Origin of the sequence: Moheibacter sp. (assembly GCF_049672845.1) — a bacterium.
Lineage (GTDB): Bacteria > Bacteroidota > Bacteroidia > Flavobacteriales > Weeksellaceae > Moheibacter.
Window position 1 is genome coordinate 101,397 of record NZ_JBATWT010000007.1, and the last position, 26,146, is coordinate 127,542.

General features: G+C 38.4%; 21 protein-coding genes and 5 tRNA genes. 14 read left to right on the forward strand and 12 right to left on the reverse strand.

The window, feature by feature from the left end; all coding sequences use genetic code 11:
• Positions 1-279: 279 nt before the first annotated feature.
• Positions 280-353: transfer RNA gene (locus tag WBF63_RS02630), tRNA-Pro, on the reverse strand.
• A 96-nt stretch (positions 354-449) separates the two neighbouring features.
• Here WBF63_RS02630 and pgi point away from each other — a divergent pair.
• The 4 genes from pgi to WBF63_RS02650 all read left to right on the forward strand — a co-directional run bounded on the left by pgi (position 450) and on the right by WBF63_RS02650 (position 4,811).
• Positions 450-2,108, forward strand: coding sequence for a glucose-6-phosphate isomerase (gene pgi / locus WBF63_RS02635; RefSeq protein WP_424368144.1), 1,659 nt, complete (start codon positions 450-452; stop codon positions 2,106-2,108).
• Complete coding sequence (locus tag WBF63_RS02640) at positions 2,077-3,003, forward strand: hypothetical protein (RefSeq protein ID WP_424368145.1); 927 nt, start codon at positions 2,077-2,079, stop codon at positions 3,001-3,003. The genes pgi and WBF63_RS02640 overlap by 32 nt, the downstream gene beginning before the upstream one ends.
• Before the next feature lie 12 nt (positions 3,004-3,015).
• A complete protein-coding gene (locus WBF63_RS02645) occupies positions 3,016-3,957 on the forward strand; it encodes a hypothetical protein (protein ID WP_424368146.1) in 942 nt (313 codons plus the stop codon).
• A gap of 89 nt (positions 3,958-4,046) precedes the next feature.
• The gene (locus tag WBF63_RS02650; RefSeq protein ID WP_424368147.1) at positions 4,047-4,811 is read left to right on the forward strand and encodes a hypothetical protein; all 765 of its coding nucleotides are present in this window, start codon (positions 4,047-4,049) and stop codon (positions 4,809-4,811) included.
• A gap of 97 nt (positions 4,812-4,908) precedes the next feature.
• Here WBF63_RS02650 and WBF63_RS02655 read toward each other — a convergent pair whose 3' ends face one another.
• Together WBF63_RS02655 and hemH are read right to left on the reverse strand one after the other, a co-directional pair.
• The gene (locus WBF63_RS02655; protein WP_424368148.1) at positions 4,909-5,922 is read right to left on the reverse strand and encodes a glutaminyl-peptide cyclotransferase; all 1,014 of its coding nucleotides are present in this window, start codon (positions 5,920-5,922) and stop codon (positions 4,909-4,911) included.
• A gap of 3 nt (positions 5,923-5,925) precedes the next feature.
• Positions 5,926-6,918: a ferrochelatase gene (gene hemH / locus WBF63_RS02660; RefSeq protein WP_424368149.1), complete on the reverse strand. Its 993-nt coding sequence runs from the start codon at positions 6,916-6,918 to the stop codon at positions 5,926-5,928.
• Between the two features lie 84 nt (positions 6,919-7,002).
• Here hemH and ruvB point away from each other — a divergent pair, with 84 nt between their 5' ends.
• Positions 7,003-8,028 carry a Holliday junction branch migration DNA helicase RuvB gene (gene ruvB, locus WBF63_RS02665; protein ID WP_424368150.1) on the forward strand — a complete coding sequence of 342 codons (1,026 nt, stop codon included), beginning with the start codon at positions 7,003-7,005 and terminating at the stop codon, positions 8,026-8,028.
• Between the two features lie 14 nt (positions 8,029-8,042).
• On the opposite strand, the gene WBF63_RS02670 is transcribed toward ruvB, so the two are convergent.
• From WBF63_RS02670 to WBF63_RS02685, 4 genes are read right to left on the reverse strand one after another with little or no spacing between them, the layout of a single operon-like run.
• The gene (locus WBF63_RS02670; RefSeq protein ID WP_424368151.1) at positions 8,043-9,419 is read right to left on the reverse strand and encodes a tryptophanase; all 1,377 of its coding nucleotides are present in this window, start codon (positions 9,417-9,419) and stop codon (positions 8,043-8,045) included.
• A gap of 42 nt (positions 9,420-9,461) precedes the next feature.
• The gene (gene tsaB, locus WBF63_RS02675) at positions 9,462-10,133 is read right to left on the reverse strand and encodes a tRNA (adenosine(37)-N6)-threonylcarbamoyltransferase complex dimerization subunit type 1 TsaB (protein ID WP_424368152.1); all 672 of its coding nucleotides are present in this window, start codon (positions 10,131-10,133) and stop codon (positions 9,462-9,464) included.
• Between the two features lie 5 nt (positions 10,134-10,138).
• Entirely contained in the window at positions 10,139-10,768 is a 630-nt protein-coding gene (locus tag WBF63_RS02680) for a hypothetical protein (RefSeq protein WP_424368153.1), read from the reverse strand.
• Between the two features lie 43 nt (positions 10,769-10,811).
• On the reverse strand, positions 10,812-12,131 hold the full coding sequence (locus tag WBF63_RS02685) for a TolC family protein (RefSeq protein WP_424368154.1): 1,320 nt from the start codon (positions 12,129-12,131) through the stop codon (positions 10,812-10,814).
• Positions 12,132-12,256: 125 nt separating this feature from the next.
• On the opposite strand from WBF63_RS02685, the gene rimK reads away from it, so the two are divergent.
• The gene (gene rimK, locus WBF63_RS02690; RefSeq protein ID WP_424368155.1) at positions 12,257-13,654 is read left to right on the forward strand and encodes a 30S ribosomal protein S6--L-glutamate ligase; all 1,398 of its coding nucleotides are present in this window, start codon (positions 12,257-12,259) and stop codon (positions 13,652-13,654) included.
• A 38-nt stretch (positions 13,655-13,692) separates the two neighbouring features.
• Here rimK and WBF63_RS02695 read toward each other — a convergent pair.
• Together WBF63_RS02695 and WBF63_RS02700 are read right to left on the reverse strand one after the other, a co-directional pair.
• A tRNA-Leu gene (locus tag WBF63_RS02695) sits at positions 13,693-13,776 on the reverse strand.
• Positions 13,777-13,823: 47 nt separating this feature from the next.
• A complete protein-coding gene (locus tag WBF63_RS02700; RefSeq protein ID WP_424368156.1) occupies positions 13,824-14,594 on the reverse strand; it encodes an MBL fold metallo-hydrolase in 771 nt (256 codons plus the stop codon).
• A 51-nt stretch (positions 14,595-14,645) separates the two neighbouring features.
• On the opposite strand from WBF63_RS02700, the gene WBF63_RS02705 reads away from it, so the two are divergent.
• Complete coding sequence (locus WBF63_RS02705) at positions 14,646-16,079, forward strand: TonB-dependent receptor (RefSeq protein ID WP_424368157.1); 1,434 nt, start codon at positions 14,646-14,648, stop codon at positions 16,077-16,079.
• A gap of 67 nt (positions 16,080-16,146) precedes the next feature.
• Here the strand turns inward: WBF63_RS02705 and WBF63_RS02710 are convergent, their stop codons facing one another.
• The 3 genes from WBF63_RS02710 to WBF63_RS02720 form a co-directional block, all read right to left on the reverse strand.
• On the reverse strand, positions 16,147-18,507 hold the full coding sequence (locus tag WBF63_RS02710) for a GumC family protein (protein ID WP_424368158.1): 2,361 nt from the start codon (positions 18,505-18,507) through the stop codon (positions 16,147-16,149).
• Positions 18,508-18,523: 16 nt separating this feature from the next.
• Entirely contained in the window at positions 18,524-19,291 is a 768-nt protein-coding gene (locus WBF63_RS02715) for a polysaccharide biosynthesis/export family protein (protein ID WP_424368159.1), read from the reverse strand.
• 187 nt (positions 19,292-19,478) lie between these two features.
• Positions 19,479-19,551 (reverse strand) — tRNA-Phe (locus tag WBF63_RS02720).
• 189 nt (positions 19,552-19,740) lie between these two features.
• Between WBF63_RS02720 and WBF63_RS02725 the strand changes: the two genes are divergently transcribed.
• From WBF63_RS02725 to WBF63_RS02755, 7 genes are all read left to right on the forward strand, one after another.
• On the forward strand, positions 19,741-21,009 hold the full coding sequence (locus tag WBF63_RS02725) for an aromatic hydrocarbon degradation protein (protein ID WP_424368160.1): 1,269 nt from the start codon (positions 19,741-19,743) through the stop codon (positions 21,007-21,009).
• 11 nt (positions 21,010-21,020) lie between these two features.
• A complete protein-coding gene (gene lptC, locus WBF63_RS02730; protein WP_424368161.1) occupies positions 21,021-21,602 on the forward strand; it encodes an LPS export ABC transporter periplasmic protein LptC in 582 nt (193 codons plus the stop codon).
• A gap of 122 nt (positions 21,603-21,724) precedes the next feature.
• Positions 21,725-23,908 (forward strand): peptidylprolyl isomerase, encoded by a 2,184-nt coding sequence (locus WBF63_RS02735; RefSeq protein WP_424368162.1) that lies wholly within the window; start codon positions 21,725-21,727, stop codon positions 23,906-23,908.
• Positions 23,909-24,064: 156 nt separating this feature from the next.
• Positions 24,065-24,138, forward strand: a tRNA-Asp gene (locus WBF63_RS02740).
• A 37-nt stretch (positions 24,139-24,175) separates the two neighbouring features.
• Positions 24,176-24,257 (forward strand) — tRNA-Leu (locus tag WBF63_RS02745).
• Between the two features lie 43 nt (positions 24,258-24,300).
• Positions 24,301-24,519 carry a GIY-YIG nuclease family protein gene (locus WBF63_RS02750; RefSeq protein ID WP_424368163.1) on the forward strand — a complete coding sequence of 73 codons (219 nt, stop codon included), beginning with the start codon at positions 24,301-24,303 and terminating at the stop codon, positions 24,517-24,519.
• A gap of 131 nt (positions 24,520-24,650) precedes the next feature.
• Positions 24,651-26,132: a DUF5687 family protein gene (locus tag WBF63_RS02755; protein ID WP_424368164.1), complete on the forward strand. Its 1,482-nt coding sequence runs from the start codon at positions 24,651-24,653 to the stop codon at positions 26,130-26,132.
• The last annotated feature ends 14 nt before the right edge of the window (positions 26,133-26,146 follow it).

Sequence of the window (26,146 nt, forward strand, 5' to 3'; positions counted from 1 at the left end):
TTAAGAATGGATTAGCTACGCTGATCCAGAGTTTGGGAGATACTCAACAAAATCTTAGTACTTCTGCTTTTCTTTTTCTATTCGAACTCAAACAAGTTTGGTTCGATAATGAATTTTGCATCTTTATTGAATGGATTAGCTGCGCTGATCCACAATGAGAATTGACAAAAGAAAAGTTCGCTGCGCAATTTATTTTATTGTGTCAATCGTTCGAAAATAAATTTTCTTCCAATTGACCTCAATAAAAAAATCCATTCTTTCGAATGGACTTTTCTTTTGTCGGGATGACTGGATTCGAACCAGCGACCCCCGGCACCCCATGCCGATACGCTACCAGACTGCGCTACATCCCGAATTCCGGGCAAATTTAGCATATTTGTAAGATTGTACAAAGTATAATGTACAATGCGACCGGACTAATTCTGTATTTTTGTTTATAAATTTGAAATATGTCTTTAGAAAAAATAAATCCTACTCATACAACTGCTTGGTCTCGACTCGATAATCATTTCGTGGAAATGGAACCGAAATCCCTACGTGAATTATTTGAAAATGCCCCCAATCGTTTTGAGCAATTTCACATTCGTTTTCAGGATATTCTTTTTGATTATTCAAAAAATAGAATCAATTCCGAAACGATGAAATTATTGGTCGAACTAGCAGAAGAATGCGGACTAAAAAACGCCATCAAAAAACAGTTTTCAGGTGATTTAATTAATGTAACCGAAAATCGCGCTGTCCTTCATACCGCTTTGCGAAACCGCAATAATCAACCGGTTTTGGTAGATGGAAAAGATGTAATGCCGGCAGTGAATGCTGTTTTAGATCAGATGAAAGCATTCTCAGAAAAAGTAATTTCAGGCGAATGGAAAGGCTTTAGCGGAAAGGAAATTACAGATGTGGTGAACATCGGAATTGGTGGATCGGATTTAGGGCCTGTGATGGTAACCGAAGCGCTGAAATTCTATAAAACGAGGTTGAACCTCCACTTTGTTTCCAATGTGGATGGAACACATATCGCCGAAACCCTGAAAAATTTGAATCCGGAAACGACTTTATTCATCATCGCTTCCAAAACCTTTACCACACAGGAAACGATGACCAATGCACATACTGCACGTAATTGGTTTTTAAATTCCGAAGCCGCTGAAAAGGATGTAGCCAAACATTTCGTGGCACTTTCAACCAATCAATCGGAAGTGGAAAAATTCGGCATTGATTCTGAAAATATGTTTCAGTTTTGGGATTGGGTTGGCGGAAGATATTCGCTTTGGAGCGCGATTGGATTGAGCATTTGTCTGGCGGTCGGATTTGAAAATTTTGAAGAATTATTGCAAGGAGCTTTTGAAATGGACAATCATTTTAAAACAACTGATTTTGAAGAAAACATTCCGGTAATTCTGGCTTTGTTGGGCATTTGGTACAATAATTTTTTCGGTGCTGAAAGCATCGCCATTCTGCCTTATGAACAATATTTATCGCGTTTTGCGGCTTATTTTCAGCAAGGCGATATGGAGAGCAACGGAAAATATGTGGATCGAAACGGAGTGCCGGTGGACTATCAGACCGGACCGATTATCTGGGGCGAGCCCGGAACCAACGGCCAGCACGCTTTTTATCAATTGATTCATCAAGGAACGAAAATGATTCCCTGTGATTTCATTGCCGGAGCGAATTCTTTGAATCCGGTTGGTGATCACCACGCCAAATTATTGTCGAACTTTTTTGCTCAGACCGAAGCATTGGCATTTGGCAAGACCGAAGCAGAAGTTGTGGAAGAATTAAAAAAACAAGGAAAATCGGATTCCGAAATCGAATTTTTGAAACCCTATAAAATATTTGAAGGAAACCGACCGACCAATTCCATTTTATATAAGATTCTGACTCCTAATGTTTTAGGGAATTTGTTAGCGATGTACGAACATAAAATTTTTGTTCAGGGTGTTATTTGGAATATTTACAGTTATGACCAATGGGGCGTAGAGCTGGGCAAGCAATTGGCCAACAAGATTTTACCTGAATTAGAAAACAAGGAAACTATTCATTCACACGATTCATCAACAAACGGACTTATCAATGTTTACAAAGAAATGCGCGATTCTAAGTAGTTTCATTCTGCTTTTGACAGGAATTTTACAGGCACAATTCCGTACGACGGATTTCCGACTTTTGGGCAAAGTGGAAAGCGTTCAATCGGTTACTTATGCTTATGGAAATCCTTCAAAAACAGAAGTTTCCGGTTTTCTGGACAGTGAGCAATTTGATTCGGTTTATCTGAAATTTGACCGGAGGAGAAACTTGATTTTAAGAGAGAATTTTCTTGATTATCGGGGAAAATTGGGTTTGTTTGACCGGACAATTCTTCAAATCAATCCTTCCAATCAACTGGAAAAACTGGAAACAACTTTAATTCAGAATGGTGAAGAACCGAGAAAAATTTCGCAGCGCAAAAGGTTTTATTATTTGCAAAATCAATTGGTCAGACAAGATGAATTTAATTCGGGTCGGACTTCTGATCAGTATTGGGTTACAAATTATATTTACGAAAAAGGAGAAATTGCTGAAAAGGTTTTCTGGATGGAAGATGAGATTTTTTCCAGGGATAAATTCAACTATAATTTTAAAGGAGAATTAACCGAAGAAAAAAACTTTCACAACAACGGAATTGTTGGTAAAAACATTGATTATAAATACGTTGATGGATTTATTTCAAAAAAAATTACAATTTCGGGCAATGAAAAGACAACCGAAACGTTTATATACGATAGTGAATTTTTGTCGAAGTATGAATTAATGGATAATTCGGGAAGAGTTTTGCGAACTGAAACTTATGACAAAAACGGCCTTCTCTCTGAACTTCAAAAGTTCAACCATAAAACGCAACTGATTGATAAATATAGTTTTAAATTTGAATTAGACAGGGAAAACAATTGGATCAAATGTGAAATTTCACGGAATAGAACCCCCATTTATGTCATCAAAAGAACAATTAAATATTTTTAATAAGTAAAGTTTATGGAAACAAATGAAAACCAAACTTACGACCAACCTAAAAAAACAAAAGAATACATAATCATTGGCGTGTTGGCAGCGCTTTTGCTTGGGAGCATTGGTTATAATTTTTATCAGCATCAGAACAATAAATCTGAGATGGACTTGATGGAAATCGATCTGAAAGACACTGAACAAGCCAAAATTATCTTACAGAATCAGTTGGATTCACTTACCGAGCAATTTGAATTATCACGTGTTGATTTGGAGGTAAAGGATTCTTTATTGTCCAAGCGTGATGCGGAAATATTTGACAAGCAAAAGGAAATTCAGAATATTTTGAATAAATCAAATGTTTCAGAATCAGAACTCAAACAAGCGCGACGTATGATCAATGCGCTGAATGCTGACATTGCCCGGTTTAAGCAGGAAATCGCTGTATTACAGCAAAAAAATGATTCACTCATCGTAGTCAACGATACACTTCGTTATAATTCTTTCAAATTGGGCGAAAAAGCCAATATTCAAAAACAAAAAGCGGAAGCCACTGAAAAGAAAATGCGTTCGACTTTCTCAGTTTCCAATTATCAGATTACCGGTCTGCGCGTACGAAACAGTGGAAAAGAGGTTGAAACCGACAAAGCGAAAAGAATTGACAAATTACGCGTAAGTTTTGATTTGGATCCGAATGAATTTGCTGAAAGCGGCGAACAGGAAATCTACATCGCTATCTACAAACCAGACGGAACGCTTGGGAAGTTTACTGATGCTTCGCCGGGACAACTGGAAACTTGGTCATTGGGCAGTGTTGAATATTCGGACAAAGTCGCTTTTGATTATACGAAAGGGACCAAGCAAAACGTAACTTTTGACTGGGAAGAATATGATTTTCCAAAGGGAACTTACAAAATCGATCTGTATCAAAACGGACTGAAAATTGGTCAGAAATCCTTAAGTCTGAGATAATGTATGTTTTTTTCGAATTGTTAAAATAAACTAAAAATTTAGTTTATCGCATAGTTTTTGTTTTTAAGAATTTAATAAAAATTAAGATTATGGAAACAAATAAAAAGCATCAAGTTTCAAGTGAACTTTTGGAAAGCAGAATAAAAATGCTGATGTCCATTCGTAATTTTGAAGAAGGATTTGTCAGACATTCAGATTATATTCAGGGTTATGTGAAAGAATTGATTCGCAATTACGAACGCGCCTCTGATTATCTCGTTCAAAATGCCGGAAATGAATTAGAAGCTGAACGAGAAACGCTTCTGAATGAAATTCACGTGTATGGTAATCAGGTAATCCAGCATCTAAGTTTGGTGACAGAAAATCTTTTTGAAACAGGAAAAGTGAATACTGAATCTTGGAAAGAATTTGAAACGCACAAAAGCTATTTATACGAATCGGCGCTGAAATTTGAACGATTGGGCAAAAAAGCTTTTACCGACGATCGACTTAGACACTGGGAAACTGACTATGTGGTTTTGGAAAATTCAATTCGCCCTCAAATTGAAAATGAATTGAATACGGCCCATTTCATATTGGATTTCGCGGGAAAATATACCAAAGACGAACGTGCCAAATTTCTGGGAATTCTCAAAGAAACATCACCGCACGAAGTAAATTGGGAAGATCCAAAAGAATATGAAGCGCATTTGATGAAGGCTATCAAAGAGTTTCAGGAGGAATTTGAACCCAGAACCAATCTTTGGGATTCGGTGATGGAACTTTTGGCCGGTGGCGTACACCCTTCGCCTTCAGAGCGAATTATGTTGGAAAAATGGAATGACGGCGAACAAAAAGAGCGTGAGGATATGTAAATTAAAACATTAAGTATAAATTACTTACAGGGTTTTAATTAAGATTTATTAAGTTCAACAAGTTGATTTAAGAAAATCTCAAAATATTATAAAAAATCTAATTGGGAAGAGGTAGTTGATATATCTTTTCCCAATTTTTTCCTGTAACCAGGATACTTTCATTGAAAAACGCAATTCCGTTCAAAACATCATCAGAACCTTTGGTTTCGGAAAGTTGCGTCAAATCGTAATATTGTTCAACAGCTCCGGTTTCAGGATTAATGACTAGAATAAAATTAGTCGTCCAAACGTTGGCGAAAATTTTTCCGTTGATGAATTCCATCTCGTTTATGTGCGTATAAACCGACTGATAACCTGCTACTTGAATTTTCCGCTTCAGGTTAAATTCTTCATCAAAAAAATAAACATTTTGTGTTCCATCTGAAACTATGAGTTCTTTGCCGTTCGTGGTCATCCCCCAGCCTTCTTTCAGCATCGAAGGAAGCGGAATTTCTTTTTCCAATTTCAAACTCTGGGCATCGTAAACCAAGGCTTTTCTCTCCCGATAAGTAAGCTGATAAATTTTATTGTTCAGCAAAGCAATCCCTTCGGAAAAGATTTTTGCATCTTGTTTAACTTCTTCTAGGTAATTCGTTGTGCCCGGTTGATAAGTCACGAGTTTGGATTTTCCATATTGCCCCGAACTTTCATAAAGCTTTCCGTTTGCGAAGAAAAATCCTTGTGTGAAAAGTTCTTTTGGATGCGGATATTGGCTGATCACTTCAAATTCAATTGGTGTTTCTTTATCTGAATTCAATATCGGAACCTGAACTTCACCGGTTATAAAAGTATCGCCGGTATGTACTTTAATTTTCAAATCATTTACTCCGAGACGAGTATTGGAGTTGTCCATTACGCTATGATTGTGGAAAGCTTGACCGTTCATTGTTAATTCTACCGAATCAACTTTGTCCTGATTTTTGAAGAAATAAATGTTCAAACTATCGCCCAATCTAAGTCCATTATGCGGTAGTTCGTAAAAGTTTGATTTTAAGTCAGATAAACTCTTTACATCATTCTGACAGGAAACCACCAACAGTAAAACCGCACAAATTCGAATAAAATTTTTCATTTTCTAATTTTCTTGTTTCGCCCAGCCTTCAGACCATTTTACCAACACATCCACCCAGGCATTGGAATCATTCAAACAGGAAATATACGTATATTTTTCGCCACCATTTTCCATGAAAAGCTCTTCATAACCCATGGCGATTTCTTCCAGCGTTTCTAAACAATCCGACACAAAAGCCGGTGCGACAACGGCGATGTTTTTAACGCCTTGTTTTGGAAAATCGTTCAAAACGTAATCGGTATAAGGCTTGATCCAAGGATCTTTTCCCAACCTGGATTGGAACGAAACTTTGACTTTGTCCTTGGGCAAATCCAGCGCTTCACGCACCAATTCAGTTGTTTCAAAACATTGATCCCGATAGGTTTTAATGTTCATTTCGGGGTGTTTTTTAGATTTTTTGACAGCTTTTGCATCATGTCTTTCCGGAATTCCATGATAGGAAAACAATAAGACGTCGAATTCCTTAGGAAGCTTTTGTTGAATATCTTCTGCCAGAATTTTTATATAATCGGCACGGTTGTAAAATGAATTCAGAAAAGTCAGGTTCATGTTTTTGAAATATTTTTTCTGAACTTCATTGGTTTTAACCACAACCGTTTCGGTTGAACTCATGGTATATTGCGGATAAAGCGGAATAGCCAACACCTCGGTTACCCCTTTGTCGTGCAACTCCTGCAAAGCAGATTTGATGGACGGATTCTGATAACGCATTCCCAATGCAACAGGAATTTCAAGCTTCTCTTGGAGTTTTTTCTGAAGTCTTTTGGATAATACGATCAAAGGCGAACCTTCTTCCCACCAGATTTTTTTATAGGCTTCCGCCGAATCAGCAGGACGCTTAGGTAAAATGGCTCCTTCTACCACAAATTTTCTGACTAAATAAGGCGAATCCAAAACCAATGGATCCATCAGGAATTCTCGTAAATATTTTTTTACATCCTGAACATCTGTTGAATCAGGCGACCCCAAATTGATTAACAATACTCCTTTTTTCATTCAATGGATTTTGCGTACTTTGTTGCAAAATTAAAGGATTAATCTTGAAATAAAGATGATATCTGTTGGATAAAGAATTATTGAATGTCAGACATACTCAATCCCGACCCTGATAATTTTTCAGATGATGAATTAAAACTGGAAGAACAATTCCGACCGCAAAGTTTCAACGACTTTACGGGGCAAATGCACATTCTCGACAATCTGGAAATCTTTGTAAAAGCCGCCAAAATGCGAGGCGAAGCGTTGGATCACGTTCTTTTGCACGGACCTCCGGGACTTGGAAAAACCACCTTGGCGCATATCATAGCCAATGAATTGGGTGTGGGAATCAAAATCACTTCCGGACCGGTTTTAGACAAACCCGGCGATCTAGCAGGATTACTTACCAATTTGGAAGAAAACGACGTCCTTTTCATCGATGAAATCCACCGGATGTCGCCCGTGATTGAAGAATACCTGTATTCAGCAATGGAAGATTATAAAATCGATATCATGATTGAATCTGGACCCAATGCACGTTCGGTACAGATTGGCTTAAATCCCTTTACACTGATTGGTGCCACTACCCGCTCCGGACTTTTGACGGCTCCTTTGCGTGCAAGATTTGGAATTAATTTTCGGTTTGAATATTACCATCAGGAACTTCTGAGCACCATCATTCAGCGAAGCTCCCGAATTCTCGGCACCGAAATTCAAGAAGAAGCCGCCATTGAAATTGCCGGTAGAAGCCGAGGGACACCGAGGATTGCCAATGCTTTACTTCGAAGAACAAGAGATTTTGCCCAAATCAAAGGAACCGGGAAAATCGATAAAAAAATAGCGGAATTTAGTTTGTCGGCCTTGAAAGTCGATCAAAACGGACTTGATGAAATGGACAATAAAATCTTGCTGACCATCATCGATAAATTCAAAGGCGGCCCGGTGGGAATTTCAACGATTGCCACGGCAGTAGGAGAAAACATCGGAACGCTGGAAGAAGTTTATGAACCTTATTTAATTCAGGAAGGTTATCTGATGCGCACGCCACGCGGGCGCGAAGCCACGGAAAAAGCTTATAAACATTTGGGGAAAATCAAGTCGAGTTCACAAGGAGGATTGTTTGACTGAATTTGAATTAAAATTTACTTCTTCTTCAACTTCACCGTGAAATGTCTCAAAATCTCAGGTTCCCAAACAATTTCATAACCTGATCTGATTTCATTTCTTCTATCGTAAACATTTTTCAGTGCGGCTGCGATGTAGTCCATGTGTTTGTAGGAATAAACTTTTCTCGGAATAGCCAGTCGCAATAATTCCAGTTTCGGGAAACGGTCTTCTCTCGTTTCAGGGTCGCGGTCGGCCAACAAAGTGCCGATTTCCACGCCTCGAACGCCGCCTTCTTTGTACAATTCAATTCCCAAAGTCTGAGCCGGATATTCCGCACGGGGAACATTCGGTAAAAATTTCAAGGCATCCACGAAAACCGCATGGCCGCCAATCGGTTGCTGAACCGGAATTCCGTATTCCATCAACTTCTTTCCCAAATATTCAACCTGATGAATTCTCGCTTGCAGATAAGGATATTCGGTGGACTCCATCAATCCCTGCGCCAACGCGCCCAAATCACGTCCGGCCAAACCGCCATAGGTAATGTATCCTTCATAAATAATCCCAAAATTCCCGCAAGTCCGAAAAAGTTCTTCATCGCGCATCGCCAAAAGTCCGCCGATGTTTACCAATCCGTCTTTTTTGGCCGACATCGTAAATCCGGCACCGTAAGAAAACATTTCTTTTACAATTTCCTTGATGGATTTATCTTTATAATTCGCTTCACGCTCTTTGATGAAATAAGCGTTTTCGGCAAATCGCGCTGCATCAAAAAATACAGGAATTCCATATTGGTCGGACAATTCCTTCACCGCTTTTATATTTTCCATCGAAACGGGTTGTCCGCCCGATGAATTACAAGTTACCGTAATCAGACAAAGTGGAATTTGCTCTTTGGAATGTGTTTTATAAACTTCTTCTAATTTATTCAAATCAATATTTCCCTTGAAAGGATGCAAATCATCGATGTCAAAAGCTTCCTCAATCGTACAATCAATTGCATGGGCTTTTCGGAATTCGATGTGTCCTTTGGTCGTATCGAAATGCGAATTTCCTGGCACAACCATTCCTTCTTTCAGCAAGGCACTGAACAAAATATTTTCCGCTGCACGTCCCTGATGAGTCGGTAAAAAATAAGGAAAACCAAGCGTGTCCTTAATGACTTTCTGAAGTTTCAAATAGGATTGTGAACCCGCATAACTTTCGTCGCCCAGCATCATTTCTGCCCATTGCCGATCGGACATCGAACCGGTTCCGCTATCGGTCAAAAGGTCAATGTAAACTTTGTCGCTCGATAAATTGAAAAGGTTAAATCCGGCTTCTTCGATCCATTTTTCTCTTTCTTCACGGCTTGATGTGAAGATTTCTTCCGTCATTTTGATTTTATAAGGCTCCGCCCAGGGTAATTCCATTTCTGTATTTTTTTGCTTGCTAAATTTATAAAGTTTTTCTGACTAGGGTTTTTTCTTCGCACCGGTCATAAATTCCTTCAAATAAAAAGGTTCAAAGTAGGCAACATCTTCAAATAATTTTTCTTCGAATTTCTTTTCGGCCAGTTCTATCATATTTTTGGCGGAAGGATGTAAATTATCGATGAACTCCACAGTTGGCAAATTCAAAATCGATTTGCTTTTTTCAACTCCGTCGCCTACAAATACAATTTTTTGATCGGCCAATTCCTGAAAAGAACTTTCATCGAGAATTTTCGCTTCAATTTCCGAAATCATTTGGCCTGAAGTATCAAAAATAGCGGTGTAAACCTCCATTCTTCGCGCATCAATCATCGGAATAATCAAATCAAAACCTTTATTAATTTGGCTTTGTGCCAGAATTTCTAATGAATTCAGGGAGAGCATCGGGATATTTAGTCCAAAACAAAAACCTTTGGCGGCCGAAACGCCAATTCGTAATCCCGTGTAACTTCCCGGGCCTTTGGAAACGCAGACCGCATCGATTTCATTCAGAGAAATTTCAGCTCCTTCCAGTGCCCAATTCACAAACTGATGCAACTTTTCGGAGTGCCCGTAATTTTCATCGTATTCTTCGCAGAGGCAAAGCAATTCGCCATTTCGGGAAATCGCAGCCGAACAGTTTTTGGTGGAAGTTTCTATGTGAAGAAGCGTCATTTACTTTAATATGAAGAATTGATAGTTGCAAAAGTAGTTTTTTTATTCTTGACTAAATCAATGATTTGCTCGATGTCATATTCGCCTTTTTGAAGATAATAATTACCATTTTCATCAATTAGAACATAACTTCCACAAGGATATTTAAGAGGAAAAAATGTTTTTTCTATCCTCCGGGATTTGTCATGAATCCAATTGATGTTTTTCCCATAGTTAGTTGTTCCTTCGGCTGATTTAAAAACAAAAAACTGGCTAAGGTCAGGCATCTTGTTTATGCCTTTCAGAAATCTTTTGTATTTGGCGGTCATGTGTGATTTATTTCCCGATGAATTACATCCGTCCATTCCATGATAATAATTAATGATGATTAAATCATTTTCGGGGATTTCTTGGTTAGATAATGCAGAAAGCTCAGATTTGATGGCGTTCCATACTTCGCCTGATAATTTCCCCTTTCTGACACGCTGAACTTTTATGTTTATGAATGAACTATCCGTTTCATACTGCAAATTATAAAACTTATGAAGGTCATTCATTTTTTTAAATTCAGACTCTGAGATTTGAACTAAATCATCATTCAGATAGACTTCGTTTTTTTGTGCCATGGAAAAACTGAAAAGCCAAAATATTAGCATGAATAAATTTAATTTTATCAGCATTTTTTTATATTCTTTTTTATTACAATCCTTCCATCAACGGTCGTCCGGCATAAAAATCCAGAACTTTCATTCGGAAAATGAAGTTGTATTTTGCTTGAGCCATTTGAGACTGTGCGACTACCAAATTATTTCGGGCAATATTTAAATCGTAAATATTTAAAATTCCCGCTTCGAAACTTCGCTGTGCAAAATCAGCCGATAATTCGCTGGAACGAACGCTTTCTTTGGCGGCTTCGTAAGCCTGAAAAGAAGAATTGGCATTGAAATAAGCTTCTTGAACATTTTCGCGAATGGTTTGTTTTTGTTGCTCCAATGCGTTTTGTGCCATTGATTCACTGATTTGCGCTTTCTGCACATTGAGTTTATTGTTGAATTTTTCAAAAATAGGGATGCTGACATTTACACCAAAAACATTGGTAATGTTTTCGTGCCATTGACTCAGCCAGGCATCGGTCATCAATCCTTTGTTGAAATAGTCGATATAATTTGTACCGAGATTATAACTTCCTGTAATACTTGGCTTGAATCCGGTTCGGGCGATTTCAATGTCCTTTTCAGCTGCTTCCACATCAACTTCTGCCTTTTTTACAGCAGGTTGTTGCGCATAAGCGGTTTCCAACACCTGATTCATATCGTAAAGACCCAGACTTATATCGTCAGGAAGCTTTACAGTCGCAATATCAAATTCCCGATAATCGGGCAGTTGAAGTAAAACCGATAAATTAAACAATGCGCGATCTACTTCAATTTTTGCATCGGCCACATTTTTCTTTTCCTGCGCTACATTGGCTTCTGCCTGAACCAAATCGGCACGGGCGATTCTTCCTGCATCAAATAATTTTTGAGAACGATCCAGTTGCTGTTCGGTTACCGCCAGATTGCTTTCAGCAATCATCAGCAATTCTCGATTTAGTACGATATTCAGATAATAATTTATCACCATAAGCGAAACATCATTGATAACGCTTTCGGTCTGAAATTTATACGAATTCACTACCAAACCGGCTTTTTCTTTATTCAGATTTAGTAAACCGCCGTTGTAAATGGTAATGGAAGAATTCACGCCCAAACTGTTGCTGTACTGCTGATATCCTTTGTCAATGGTGGGATGATGCGTTCCAATCGTAAGGGAATTATCAAAATAACCCCTTGAAGTCGGAAGCCATTGGTTGTTGGCGTATTCTAAGTCATTTGCCGATAGTTCTTCGTTGATTCTGCTTTGCTGAACCGTCAGGTTTTTATCGGCCGCATGCTCAACACACTCTGCGAGTGTCCATTTTTTCTGGGCGGAAACCGAGGTCAGAAACGTCAAAAATGTTAGTATCAAAAGCTTTCTCATAATTTCTCCAAGTACTTTATTTGTACGCAGCTTTGTAAAAATGTTACACAAAACTACTAAGATTTGAATTCTTGATCTAAAATTTAAGTTAGTTCAATTATATTCGTATAAAATTTAGATTCGGAATGAATGATAAAATGGTAGCGGGAAGCGAGGAATGGGTTTCTCTTCCCGAATTAGGTGTTCCAACCATCAAAGTACGTGTGGACAGCGGCGCCAAGACTTCTGCACTACACGCCGTTAATATTTTGCCTTTTCAGAGAAACGGCGAAAGCTGGGTTTCTTTTGATGTATATCCATTGCAATACGACGGAAAACGCGTTGTGCACTGCGAAGCGCCCGTTGTGGATAGGCGGATTATCAAAAGTTCAACCGGCAACCGCGAGTCACGTTACGTAATCAAAACCACCCTGAAAGTCAAGGAAGAAGTTTGGGAAATTGAAGTTTCGCTTACCGACCGTGATTCAATGGGTTATAGAATGCTGCTCGGGCGCGAAGCGATGAGAGGAAAGATGCTTGTCGATCCCGAAAGCCGTTTTTTGTTCGGACAACTTGCCAAAGAAGAAGCAGAAGCTTTCTATACCAAAGGAGTGGAAAACATTCAGGGATTGAAAATAGGTTTGCTTGCCAGTAATCCTGAATTGTACAGCAACCAGCGAATCATTGAAGCAGGACAACAGTTAGGTCATCATATTGAATTTTTTAACATCAGCCAATGTTACATAAAGTTAGATGCCAAAACACCCGAAGTCCATTATCGGGGCGGAAGAATTCTCAATGATTTGGATGCCGTTATTCCCAGAATCCGACCGAGTATGACCTATTATGGTTGTGCCCTAACTCGTCAGTTCGAGTCATTGGGTGCTTATGCACTAAACAACGCATCGGCCATTACGCATTCACGTGACAAATTATATTCGCTTCAATTATTATTGAACAGCGGACTGGATATCCCGATTACCGGATTTGCCAATTCGCCACTTGATACCAATGATTTGATCAAAATGGTAGGCGGCTCACCTTTGATTGTCAAACTTCTGGAAGGAACACAAGGGAAAGGTGTTGTTTTGGCCGAAACCAAAAAAGCAGCCGAATCGGTAATCAATGCATTTAAGAGTTTGAATGCCAATATTTTGGTTCAGGAATTCATCAAAGAAGCCAATGGAAAAGACCTGAGATGTTTTGTGATTAACGGCAAAGTAGTGGCGGCAATGCAGCGTGAAGCGCCTCCGGGCGAATTCCGGGCGAATATTCACTTAGGCGGAACCGGTTCAATTGTGAAAATAACCAAAGAAGAACGCAAATTAGCGATTGCAGCAGCCAAGGCAATGGGATTGGATGTGGCAGGTGTGGATCTGATTCGTTCAGCCAAAGGGCCTTTGCTTCTCGAAGTGAATTCTTCTCCGGGTCTGGAAGGAATTGAAGGCGCAACCGGGAAAGACATCGCACTCGAAATTATAAAGGCAATTGAAAATAATATTGCCAAAAGATTTGTCAAAAAAGGGAAAATCAATAAAGTTTAGGAAATAAAAAAAGGAACTTTCTGTCGAAAGTTCCTTTGTACCCGAGGCCGGAATCGAACCGGCACGTCATTGCTGACACAGGATTTTGAATCCAGCGCGTCTACCAGTTCCGCCACTCGGGCTGGTAATCGGACGGCAAATATAGAATGTTTTTATATTTATTTCCAAATTAAATTTCAAATTCTAATTCATCATAAGCCAAAAATCGGTTGAGAGGAAGTTCTGACTGTACTTCTTTGTGAAATCCCATAGTCAGGCTAATGTGTGTGAAATAAGCTTTTCCGGCTCCAACTTTGTCAGCCATTGTTAGCGCTTCTTCCAACGTGAAATGGGAATGATGTTTTTCTTCTTTTCGTAAGGCGTTCAAAACTAATACTTCTACATTCTGAATTTTTTTCAATGTTTCATCAGGAATAAAGCTTGCATCGGTGATATACGCAAATTTCTCATCAATTAGAAATCCCAAAATCGGCAGATTTCCGTGCATGATTTCCAAAGGTTCTATTTGGAATCCGGCAACATCAAAAGCTTTGTTCTCAATGATATATTCATTGAAACTTGGCGCACCCGGATATTTTTCTTTCGCAAAAGCATAAGGAAAACGCAATTTTATTTCCTGCAAAGTGCGTTCCGGGGCGTAGATATCCATAGGTTTTCCCGCAAAATGACTGAAGGAACGAGTGTCGTCAATTCCCAAAACGTGGTCGTTGTGCTCATGCGTAAAAAGAATGGCTTCCAATGACCGTGCACTGGCGCGAAGCATCTGCTGACGGAAGTCCGGACCGCAGTCTATCACAATGTTTTGTCCGTTTTTGCTGAGCAGAACAGAAGACCGAAGGCGTTTATCTTTTGGGTCGGTTGAAAAATTAACCGGATGATCACTTCCGATGACCGGAATGCCTTGCGATGTCCCTGTACCCAAAAACTGAATTTTTAGCATGGAATTCGGTTTAATTTTGGTAAATTTACGCCATAAATTAAAAATGTCAGTATGAGTTTTGACCAGGTTTTATCGGCCAAACAAAAAGCGTTAGAAATTAACCTGAATCCCCATATTTATGGGACTTTTGCCGAAATCGGTGCCGGACAGGAAACCGTTCGTTTTTTTTATCGTGCCGGAGGTGCTTCCGGGACTTTAGCAAAAGCCATGAGTGCTTATGACAAAGATTTTTCAGATGCCATTTATGGAAAAGAAGAAGACGGAAGGTATGTGACAGAAGAACGTTTGAAAAAAATGCTTGATCATGAAATGAGCCTGATCGAACAACGGCTGAATCATGAAACTCATAAAGACAAATTGTTTTTTACCTATGCAAATACGGTAACTACAATTGATTTTACTAAAACTTACAAAGGTCACGGTTGGGTCGGAATTCGTTTTAGAAATGATCCCAACCAAAAAGAATACAACGAAATCATCTTCCATGTGCGATTCAAAGAAACCAGTGCACAACTGCAACAGGAAACTTTGGGTATGATGGGCGTGAATTTGATTTACGGTGCGTATTTTTACAATGATAATCCACGTAGATTATTACGTTCGCTGTATGATGGCCTTGACAATGACCAAGTGGAAATTGATATGGTGAACTTCAGCGGCCCTCGATTTGCCTATGTGGACAACCGTTTGATGAGTTTGCAATTGGTGAAAAACGGAATGACCGATGCGGTTATATTTGGACCCAATGGAAAGAACTTTTTACCCGCCGCAGTGCTTTACAAGAAAAACATTTTTGCCATGCGAGGAAGTTTCCGACCGGTTACTCTTGTAAATGTGGACATGCTCGAATCAAGTTTGGAAACTTTTATGGCACAGGAAGATGTCAATGAAGAGGATACTGAAATTCTTTTTGAAATTACCTTGAGTAATCTTTCTTCTGACGGCGAAATTGATGAGAGAGATTTTTTGGATCGGGCAGATATCATTGGAAGTTTAGGCTATAATGTGATTATTTCCAATTTTTCTGAATATTATAAACTCGTCCATTATTTCACTGAATTCACCCGAAATTCGACCAAAATCGGATTGGGAATGGGTGTGAATAATCTGCTTGAGGTCTTTAATCCGAATTATTATGAAAATCTTCCGGGTGGTATCATGGAAGCATTCGGTAAATTATTCAAGAAGAATGTGGTCGTTTATCTTTATCCGTACTTCAATAAAGAGGACAATGTTTTGTTGAACGCTGAAAACCTCAAAGTGAATGAGAATCTGAAAGAATTGTACAAATTCTTTAAATTTAATCAGCGAATCCGGGATATTGAAAACTACAATCCGGCTTATCTGGATATTTATTCAAGAAAAATTCTGGAACAAATCGGCAAAGGTGAAGAAGGCTGGGAAGGAAATGTCCCTACCGGTGTAGCCGAAATGATCAAAGACCGGGGGATGTTTGGACACAGCACTACTTACGCACTGAATTAATTCTATTATGACAATTTAAAATTTTGTCAAATTCAAATTCCGGTGGGATTTAAGTTTGGAGCAATTATTATTGTTTCTTGAGAAGGTTTTTGGGAAGGAAGCGTTTCCATGCTTTTGGGCTTTTAGTAGCATATCCACCATATCCGTAGCCATAACCATATCCGTAACCGTATCCTGAATTTGAGCCTACATCATTGAGTACAATAGTCATATTTGGCAAGCGTTTGTCACGATAAAGTTCCCTCGGCATTTCCAGCATTCTTTTATCAAGGTAATTAGCACGAATCAGGTAAAGAAATAAGTCGGCATGACCAGCAATGATTTGGGTATCTGTAACCAGACTTGTTGGAGCAGTATCAACTACAATGTAGTCATATTTGTCTTTAATGGCATCTAACAGTACTCCGAAACGACCATTCATGAGCAATTCAGATGGATTTGGCGCCAAGACACCGGAATGAATTACGTCAAAAGCAAGTGATTTGTCATCAATTATAATATCTTCCACAGTTGTGTCGGAATCGCTTAGAAATTGCGTAATACCTTTGTGTTTATTGTATTGGGTTATATTCAGCATTTCCAGAAGTCTAGGGTTTCTTATGTCTGCACCAATCAGTATTACCCGATATTTCTTAGCGGCTGACAAAATAACGGCCAAGTTTGAAGCGGCAAAGGTTTTACCTTCCCCACTCACTGTTGAGGTTATAAAAATCTTTCTTGAATCCGATTTTTTATTGGAAAGATAAAATCCTATGTTGGTACGCAGCATACGGAACGATTCTGCAAGAATACTGCGATCATTATGTCCTATGATTTCATCGCTTCGTGTAGAAGGAATATCCCCTATTATGGAAGGTCCTAATTTCTCAATGTCTTTACGAGTCTGGACTTTATTGTTTAAAAGAAACAAAAGGTAAAGGACTGCAAATGGAACGAGTAATCCGGCAGCAGTTGCCATCAGGTAAATGTTCTGACGGTTGGGTGAAATGGGATAATTATTACTGTATGCGTAATCTACCACTTTGATTGAAGAAGGTGTTGCCGCATTTGTAATTTCATTTTCTTCTCTTTTTTGAAGCAGGAAGAGATATAGTTCTTCCACAATTTGTTGTTGTCTCGCAATGTCTTTAAATTCTTTTTCCTGTGTAGGAAAACGATGAATTTTTGAAGAAATACGCCCCCCTTCTCCTTGCAGTCGATTAAGTGAAATTTGGGTGGTTTTTTTATAATTATTTAAACTTTGCTGTAAATTAGTTCGGATATCTTCAATTTGTTCGTCAAGATTTTTCACTAACTGACTTGATTCAGTTGAATGTTTAAGCATATCCATCTTAGTCAGAATTAAAGTATTGTATTTTGCAGCATTGGCATTTACCGCAGCGTCATCCAATCCTATATTTTCAGGAACCAGATCATTCTTGTTACTCCTTAAATAATCCTGCATAGAATTTACCAGACTTAGTTGTGTGGATTGGGCCAGTACTTGAGAGTTATTTGCAGAGGACTCACTTAGACTTATACCACCTTCTGTCTGAAGATCAATAACTTGATTGTCTTTTTTAAATCCCTCTACATCACGATCTTTAGACCTAAGGTCTTCTGAGACCTTTGCTAGTCGTTCCTCTATAAAACGTGTAGTCTTTTCACCTATAAGTTGTTTGTCATATAAAGCATCTTCATTGTATTGGCTAATGAGTTCATCTATTACTCTTTTAGCTCTGCCAGATAAATTATCAACCATAGAAACACTTACTACTGAACCTTCATTTATAGGTGCAATAGATAAACGACCTCGGTACATACTGATTCCTGATTCCAAAGGTAATATGGTAACCTGAACTGATCGACCTGGAGAAACATTTCTGGGCAATACTATAAATTCCACCTTTCCTAATTTAATTGGTTTTCCAAAAGTGGATTTTAGTGCTTTTTCGTTATAAATAATTTCAATATCAGACTCAGACTTTACTAAAACTTCAAAATTAACAAAGGAAGGCTCTTTCGTCAGAACTTTAACTTTTACAGGAGAAGCCTCATCAAGTAATTCTTGTTGTTTAACCCTCCCGTCTGAAAAATACCTGATGTTTAACTGTAGATTATCAACAACCTTCCCTATCAGGCGTCTTGAACGCATGATTTCAATCTGATCTGATATGTTAGGTTTTGTATCGCCTCTTCCCATCCCTTTTCCTACCAGCGCACTTAATTCAGAAGAAGAAGTTGAAAGATCTTCTTTAAGCAAAACCTTCGCTTCTGCTCTGTACAGATTTTCGGTATATCTAAGATAAATATATGCTCCTGCCCAAGCTATGACGAACCCAAGTACAAACCAATACCAATTCTGCAGCAAACGCTCCAGAATTTCCCTCAGCGCCAATGAATTTTCATTCGAAGCTATTTCATCATTGTTTAATTCTTTGTACTGCATTGACAGATATATTATATTATCGAATGATTAAGGCCACTACTGTTAATAAGAAACTTGCCACCGAAATGATGATAGACAGATTCCGTGTATTAGCAGAAGTATTGATCTTCGCCTGATTTGGCTCTACATAAACCACGTCGTTTTGGGAAAGATAGTACACGGGAGATGTGAAGACTTCCTCTGATGTTAGATTTACCCTATAGAAATTACGCTCCTCGCCTTCATCCCTGATTACCAGAACATTTTCACGCACACCATTTATAGTGAGATCTCCTGCCATGCCAAGCGCCTCTAATATAGTCACCTTTTCATTTAAGAGCGGATATGTCCCGGGACTGCCAACTTCACCTAATACGGTAATTCTATAATTAGTAATCGAAATAGAAACACCAGGGTCAATTATTTCGCTGCTTAATAACCCTTTCATGTATTGAATAGCCTCATTTCTCGTTAAACCAGCTAACTTTATTTTCCCCAAAACAGGAAATTCTACGTTCCCTTCTTCATCAACTAAAAACGTTTTCTGATTATCTCCGCCAGATAGGTTATTATTGCTTTCCTGATTGAAAATACGTGTTGCATCTAGGTTCCGACCATATACCGTTATCGTCAGTAAATCATCGGGCTTAATTGTAGCCGAATATTCAGCAGCGATTTTTTCCACAGATTCTAAATCTCCCTGAAAGTAAACAATTCTTTCTCTGGGAACGCATGAGGTTATCATCCAAAAAATCACTCCTATGAGTGTATATTTCATTCCCCACAACCGATGGTTTGTTTTCATTTTCGGCAAATTATGCAAATGCAAATATAAAATTTCTTATTTAGAATTTAGGAAAGGAAAAGAAACTTGACATCAAAACTTCATCTGGAAATCTCAGAGTTTAATTTTTATCAATTAAAGTCTTCTATACTTTGATTACTAAAAAATAAAGCCCAAGAAACTTATTGCTTCTAAGGCTTTTACTAAGTGGTGCCTCCAGGAATCGAACCAGGGACACAAGGATTTTCAGTCCTTTGCTCTACCAACTGAGCTAAGGCACCTACTCATTTGGGACTGCAAATATATAAATTTTCTGATATTCCAAAAAAATATTTTCGATTTGGAGATATAAATTTTAAATTATGTTCTTAACAAACTTTAATAGTTCATTAACAACCAATTCCCAAACCGTTTTTTGCGGTTTGCAATCTAATCATCATATTTGCAACTTGAAATTATAGAAATAACGCATGAAATTACAAAGCGTATTAGCCATTTTTGGCTTTATAGGATTGGGAATGAGTGTAAACGCACAACAAAACTCAACCTCTCCTTATTCTTCATTTGGTGCCGGAAATTTGCTTTTTGATAATAATATTGAACAAGCAGCAATGGGTGGACTGTCAGTTTTTAACACCAACCCTTACAGCGCAAGTGCTAATTTTTATAATCCAGCAGCCAACAGAGATCTGAGCTTTACCACTTTTGAGTTTGGGGTAAACACACATTTGAGTCAGTTTGATGACACAACCAGTGTTTCCAAAAAGAGCGCGACTTATATTTCCAATATTTCGCTTGCATTTCCTGTGGGAACTAAAGGCAGGGCAGGTTTTGGATTTCAACCTTATTCTTCGGTAGGATATGAATTAGCGACGATTACCGAAACAGAGGAAATAGCTTTTAGAAATGATTATAAAGGAAGCGGTGGAATCAATTCACTGCATGTGATGGGTTCTTATAACCTTACTCCAGAGTTTTCATTAGGTCTTCGTGCCAACTATTTATTTGGAGAATTGGATCGTAATCAAATCATCACTACACAAGGACTAGCATTGGTTTCAGATTATTCATACGAAGCTAAACTCAGTGGTTTTCAATTTACAGCCGGAACCTATTATTCCAAAAAAATCGGAACCAACAAGCGTTTTGAAGCAGGCGGAACTTATACGCTTGGCGCAAATCTGAATGCCAAGATAGAAGACATGACCATGACTTATATGTTACTGGACAACGTTCCCGGCAACATTGACACCATTCAGTATCATAAAATTTATGGCGATATGAAATTGCCACAATCGGTTTCCATCGGTGCCTCGTATCGTAAAGATTTGCATTGGATGATTGGCGCACAACTTGATTGGGGTGACTGGGGCGGATATTCACTTGACGAAGATGATAATTCCAACATTGACACAAGATTCAGAGTTTCTGCGGGCGGATATTGGATTCCCGACTTCAATAGTTACAAAAGCTATTTCAACCGTGTAACTTATCGTCTGGGCGGATTTTACGAAGCAACCCCATTACAATTCGGAGATATTGGCATAAAAAAATATGGTGTGACATTTGGATTTGGATTTCCTGTCGGAAAGGACCGTGATGCTTCTATGCTGAATCTTGCCGTAGAATTGGGTCAGCTTGGAAAAGCAAATTCCCAGGTTATCAAAGAAAATTACGCCAACCTGAAAATCGGATTTACACTGAATGATGTTTGGTTCAGAAAACGTGTGATTGACTAAATTTCCTCTGAATGACAAGTCTCTTTCCTGTTTTTCGGATATTTTTTCGCAAGAGACTTTTGCCTGTTTACATCATTGCACTTATTTTTGGTTGTACGCGTCCGGAAGAGGTTGATTTGTCCAAACAAAAGAAGGACTTTCCCAGCAGAACACTCATAAATGCCGAAGTGAGTTATAAAGATTCCGGATTTTTAAAAATTAATTTACGTTCGCCGCTTATTGAAGAATATGCGATGATTGATTCGCCTTATACCAAATTCCCTAAAGGCCTGGAAATGAATTATTACAACAAAAGTCTGGATTCACCCGGCTATTTGCGTGCCAACTGGGCCGTGATGAATGAAATGAAAGGCTGGTACGAAGGCCGCGGAGATGTAGTTGTAATCAGCGAAAACGGAGATACACTAAAAACCCAAAAACTGTTCTGGAACAAAGTGAAACGACTAGTTTTTACCCGTGATACGGTTTATATCATCTCCAAAGATGGTGATTCTTTACAAGCCAACAACGGACTGGAAGCAAAAGACGATTTGACCGAATATATGTTATTTAACAATCAGGGAACCAAATTTTATGAAGAAGGAAATTTTTAAAATTATAACAGAATTCTGAATTTAAAGTGTTCATTTTCAAAATTTATGGGTTTCAAATTTTCAAATTGATTTAATTATTGTAATTTCGCCAACCAAAAATTTAATATTTAAGACACAAGATAATGGCAATTTTAGGAGATATCCGCAAACAAACCTGGTTACTGGTAGTGGTAATCGGAGTGGCAATGTTAGCATTTGTAGCCGGTGATTTATTCAGTGAGAACTCTGTTGTAAAACGTATGTTTACAGGAGACCCCAATGAAGTCGGTAACATAAACGGCGAATCCATTTCAGTCGCTGAATTTATAAACGCTCAGTCAAATGCGGGTTCCAACCAAAACCTGTCACAAAACCAGATTTCACAACAAGTTTGGAACAACCTTATCACCCAGAAAGTAATCAGTGCACATGCCGAGAAAGTTGGTTTGGAAGTAAGTGATGATGAAGTTTGGAATTTCATGGCTCAACAATATGGTATGCCGGATGCTTCTCAATTGAAAACACAAGTAGGTCAACTGAAAACACAGGCAGAACAAGGTGTTCAGGGAGCTGGTCAGGCTTATCAAAACTTTATCATGATGTTTGAAGAAGCCAAACCAAATTTACTCAGACAAAAATACCTTGATTTGGTAACTATGGGCGTAGCCACAACTTCAAAAGAAGCTGAATTCCAGCAAGTGGGAAATATTCAAAATGCCACAATTGACTATGCATTTGCTTCTTATGATGATTTGAAGAAAAAATACAAAGTAGAAGTAACCGATGATGAAATCAATGCCTATATAAAAAAATATCCGAAATATTTTAAATCAGAAGCAACGGTTGATTTAAGCTACGTTTATTTCCCGGCTCAACCTTCTGCAGAAGATGAACAGGCAACTTTGAACGAAATCAAAAAATACGTTACCGGAACCGTTTCAGTAGACGAAGTAAACAAAGTAAATGACACCATTCCTGCATTTGTAAATGCAGAAAACGACTCAATTTATGTTACAAAATATTCCGACAGACCTTTTGTAAATCAATTCATCACAAGAAACGAAATCCAGCAGTTTGCATCCCAGCTACCTGAAGATTATGTAAACTTCCTGATGAACGGGTCAGTTGGACAAGTAGGCGGACCATTTAAAACCGGCGGTGCTTATCAATTGGTGAAAATTTCAAAATCAAAAGAAATCGCGGATTCAATCAATTCAAGCCATATTTTGATTTCTTACAAAGGAGCAACAGATCCATCTATTACAAGAACACGTGAAGAAGCAAGAGTTTTGGCAGACAGCATTTTGGCTAAAACAAATGTTGGAAATTTCACACAAATGGTCAACCAGTATTCTGAAGACCAAGGATCCAAAGTGAAAAATGGAAATATTGGCTGGACAAGCAGCAGTTCACAATCCATCGCTCAGGAATATCTGCAGTTTTTAAACACACATAAAACAGGAGAAATCGGAATTACAGAATCAAGATTCGGATTCCATATCATCAAAATTGATGGTGTAAAAAACACAACCGGATATCAGTTTGCCAATATTCTAAAGGAAATTAAACCCTCACAAGCTACATCCGATAAGAATTTCGCCGATGCTAGAAATTTCGCTCAGGAAGTTCAGGGTAAATCTTTGAATGAATTCGCAAATCTGGCTCAGCAAAAAGGATTTAATTACAATTCGGTTGACAACGTAACACGTTATTATACGCAACCATTGGTAGATCCAAGCACCGGATTCAGCAATGAAAAAGACAACGAAATCCTGAGATGGGCTTTCAACAAAGGAACAAAACCGGGAAGTTCATTCTTGTTTACAACCGGCAATGAAGATCAAATCATCGTTTTTGTTTCCAATAAATCTCCAAAAGGCTTAGCTTCAGCAAAAGCAGTAAGAGCAGAAGTAGAACCCATTTTGGTACAGCAAAAATTAGCTAAAATGGTTGATGAAAAATTAGGAGCTAATCCAAGTTTGGATGCATATGTTTCCAATTTCGGAGCCGAAAGAGGAAGTTCTTCACTTACATTCGGATCGGCTCAGATTGCAGGAAAAGGAGCAGAACCAAACGTTGCCGGCGCAGCTTTCGGGATGAAACCCGGAACTACTTCTAAAGCCATCAAAGGAAATGCAGGAATCTATGTAATCAATCTTAAATCTTTGGCTGAAGCGCCGAAAGTTGAAGATGCAACATTCCTAATCGAACAAATCAATCAGCAGGCAAAACAACGAATGAACCAGCAGTTGATTCCATCCATCATCATGTCGGCTGACATTGAAGATACAAGAATGGAGAAACTTGACAGACAACAAATGCAGTAAAACGCTGAGAAATAAATGAAAACCGGAGCAAAACACTCCGGTTTTTTCATACTCGAAACTTTCAAATCCGGATTGTTTTAATTTTTTTTACCAGTTTTTAGAATTCTGTTTGCAGGTAATGAAAATTCATGTATATTTGCAGTCTCAAAATTGACTGATCCGGTAGTTCAGTTGGTTAGAATACCTGCCTGTCACGCAGGTGGTCGCGGGTTCGAGTCCCGTCCGGATCGCAGAAAGCACTTCAAGTAGAGGTGCTTTTTTTGTTCAGCCCAAGTGTTGAAATTGGTAGACAAGCTAGTTTCAGGTTCTAGTGCCGAAAGGCGTGCTGGTTCGAGTCCAGTCTTGGGCACAAAAGCATCTCAGAAATGAGGTGCTTTTTTTATCTTTGGTAAATGGCTTTTTATGTTTACATATTATATTCCAAATCAAAAGATATTTATTACAAAGGTTTTTCTGAAAATCCACAAAAACGTTTCACCGAGCATTTGGAAGGTAAAAGTCAGTATACGTCACAAATTAACGATTGGGAACTCGTTTTATCCGAAGTTGAATCAAAGAAATGTGTAGAGAACACAAAGAATGGGGCGAGGGCTCAATATTCAGATGAATAGATATAGCGCTATGCGGAATAGTCTTATGTTTTCCAATACCAAAAATCTTAATACATAATACTTAGGTCTTAACACTTCTTTTTGTAACATTTTCGCCATTTGCCCTACTTACTTAAGTATAAATTGAGCGCATGTTTAGAAAACTCATTTTACTTGAATGGAAATCATTTTTTCGGTCTGCCACGATGGGCAAAGAAATCGCAATCAAACTTCTGATTGGTTTTTTTGCGCTGTATGGAATTGCAAGTATGCTGGTTTTGGGAATCGGATTGCGATTTTTACTGATTGAATTATTTCCCGACACAGAACCTCTTTATCTGGCCAATCAGTTTGTGGTGGTTTGGTTTATAATTGAATTGGTGATGCGCTATATGATGCAAAAAATTCCGATTATCAACATCAAACCTTTTCTCATTCAAAACATCAAACGAAGCACTTTGGTCAATTTCATTCTGACCAAAAGTATCTTTTCCTATTTCAACATCTTTACGCCCATTATGGTCATTCCTTTTGCCGCCATTAGCTTTTGGCAAACGGATTTCAGTTTTCTGCAGATGTCAGGCTGGACGATTTCGATTTTATCAATGGTGTTGATTGCGAATTTCCTCAACATTTACATCGAAAAGAAAATCCTTGACAATAAATTATTATTTGCCTTGTTCTTCGGCACAATCGCCATTCTTTATGGATTGGAATATTTTGAAATCTTTCTGACCACTCAATTCGTCGGAAATATTTTCAACCAAATCCTGCTTCAACCTTGGATTTGCCTAATTCCCGTTGCGATTGTAATTTTCTTGTTCAAGCTCAACCAAAGAAATTTAATTCAGAATTTTTATCTAGATGCTTATCTGAAAACCGAATCCAATAGTTTTGACGACACCGATATGGCGTGGACGCAGCGGTTTGGGAAAGTAGCGCCTTTTATGCAGTTGGACATGAAACTCATCTGGCGAAACAAACGCCCCAAAACCGTGCTTTATATGTCCTTGTTTTTTGCGCTTTACGGATTGCTTTTCTATACCCAGGATACTTACAACGAATCGGCGATGTGGGCTTTCGTCGGGCTTTTTATGACCGGAGTTTTTATGATGAACTTCGGACAATTTATTCCCGCTTGGGACTCGACTTATTATCCGATGATGATGACGCAAAACATTCCGATGAAACTCTACCTGCATTCCAAAGCAACTTTGATGAATTTTTCCATTCTGATTATGACCATTGCCACTTTGCCTTATGGCTTTTTTGATTATAAAATTATAATTTTAAATATGGCTTGTGCGATTTATAACTTCGGAATAAATGTTCCGCTTTTATTGTACGCAGGCTCATTCAACAAGAAAAGAGTGGATCTGGACAAAGGTCAGTTTTCCAATTATCAGGGAACCGGAATTACGCAATGGCTCATCATTTTGCCTTTGATCGGTGTGCCGGTGATCATTTGGATGCTGCTGAAATATTTCGGGAATTTTTACATTGCTTCGGCGGTTTTGGCCTTCCTTGGGCTGATTGGGTTTTTACTGAGGAATTATTTTATGAATGGAATTCTCAAAGGTTACAAAACCCGAAAATATGCGGCAATCAATGGATTTAAAGAACAAAATGCTTAATCTAACTTCAGGAA

Coding starts and splice junctions, on each gene's coding strand:
- pgi (WP_424368144.1), top strand. CDS start 450: ATGTCTTTAGAAAAAATAAATCCTACTCATACAACTGCTTGGTCTCGA.
- WBF63_RS02640 (WP_424368145.1), top strand. CDS start 2,077: ATGTTTACAAAGAAATGCGCGATTCTAAGTAGTTTCATTCTGCTTTTG.
- WBF63_RS02645 (WP_424368146.1), top strand. CDS start 3,016: ATGGAAACAAATGAAAACCAAACTTACGACCAACCTAAAAAAACAAAA.
- WBF63_RS02650 (WP_424368147.1), top strand. CDS start 4,047: ATGGAAACAAATAAAAAGCATCAAGTTTCAAGTGAACTTTTGGAAAGC.
- WBF63_RS02655 (WP_424368148.1), bottom strand. CDS start 5,922: ATGAAAAATTTTATTCGAATTTGTGCGGTTTTACTGTTGGTGGTTTCC.
- hemH (WP_424368149.1), bottom strand. CDS start 6,918: ATGAAAAAAGGAGTATTGTTAATCAATTTGGGGTCGCCTGATTCAACA.
- ruvB (WP_424368150.1), top strand. CDS start 7,003: ATGTCAGACATACTCAATCCCGACCCTGATAATTTTTCAGATGATGAA.
- WBF63_RS02670 (WP_424368151.1), bottom strand. CDS start 9,419: ATGGAATTACCCTGGGCGGAGCCTTATAAAATCAAAATGACGGAAGAA.
- tsaB (WP_424368152.1), bottom strand. CDS start 10,133: ATGACGCTTCTTCACATAGAAACTTCCACCAAAAACTGTTCGGCTGCG.
- WBF63_RS02680 (WP_424368153.1), bottom strand. CDS start 10,768: ATGCTAATATTTTGGCTTTTCAGTTTTTCCATGGCACAAAAAAACGAA.
- WBF63_RS02685 (WP_424368154.1), bottom strand. CDS start 12,131: ATGAGAAAGCTTTTGATACTAACATTTTTGACGTTTCTGACCTCGGTT.
- rimK (WP_424368155.1), top strand. CDS start 12,257: ATGAATGATAAAATGGTAGCGGGAAGCGAGGAATGGGTTTCTCTTCCC.
- WBF63_RS02700 (WP_424368156.1), bottom strand. CDS start 14,594: ATGCTAAAAATTCAGTTTTTGGGTACAGGGACATCGCAAGGCATTCCG.
- WBF63_RS02705 (WP_424368157.1), top strand. CDS start 14,646: ATGAGTTTTGACCAGGTTTTATCGGCCAAACAAAAAGCGTTAGAAATT.
- WBF63_RS02710 (WP_424368158.1), bottom strand. CDS start 18,507: ATGCAGTACAAAGAATTAAACAATGATGAAATAGCTTCGAATGAAAAT.
- WBF63_RS02715 (WP_424368159.1), bottom strand. CDS start 19,291: ATGAAAACAAACCATCGGTTGTGGGGAATGAAATATACACTCATAGGA.
- WBF63_RS02725 (WP_424368160.1), top strand. CDS start 19,741: ATGAAATTACAAAGCGTATTAGCCATTTTTGGCTTTATAGGATTGGGA.
- lptC (WP_424368161.1), top strand. CDS start 21,021: ATGACAAGTCTCTTTCCTGTTTTTCGGATATTTTTTCGCAAGAGACTT.
- WBF63_RS02735 (WP_424368162.1), top strand. CDS start 21,725: ATGGCAATTTTAGGAGATATCCGCAAACAAACCTGGTTACTGGTAGTG.
- WBF63_RS02750 (WP_424368163.1), top strand. CDS start 24,301: ATGGCTTTTTATGTTTACATATTATATTCCAAATCAAAAGATATTTAT.
- WBF63_RS02755 (WP_424368164.1), top strand. CDS start 24,651: ATGTTTAGAAAACTCATTTTACTTGAATGGAAATCATTTTTTCGGTCT.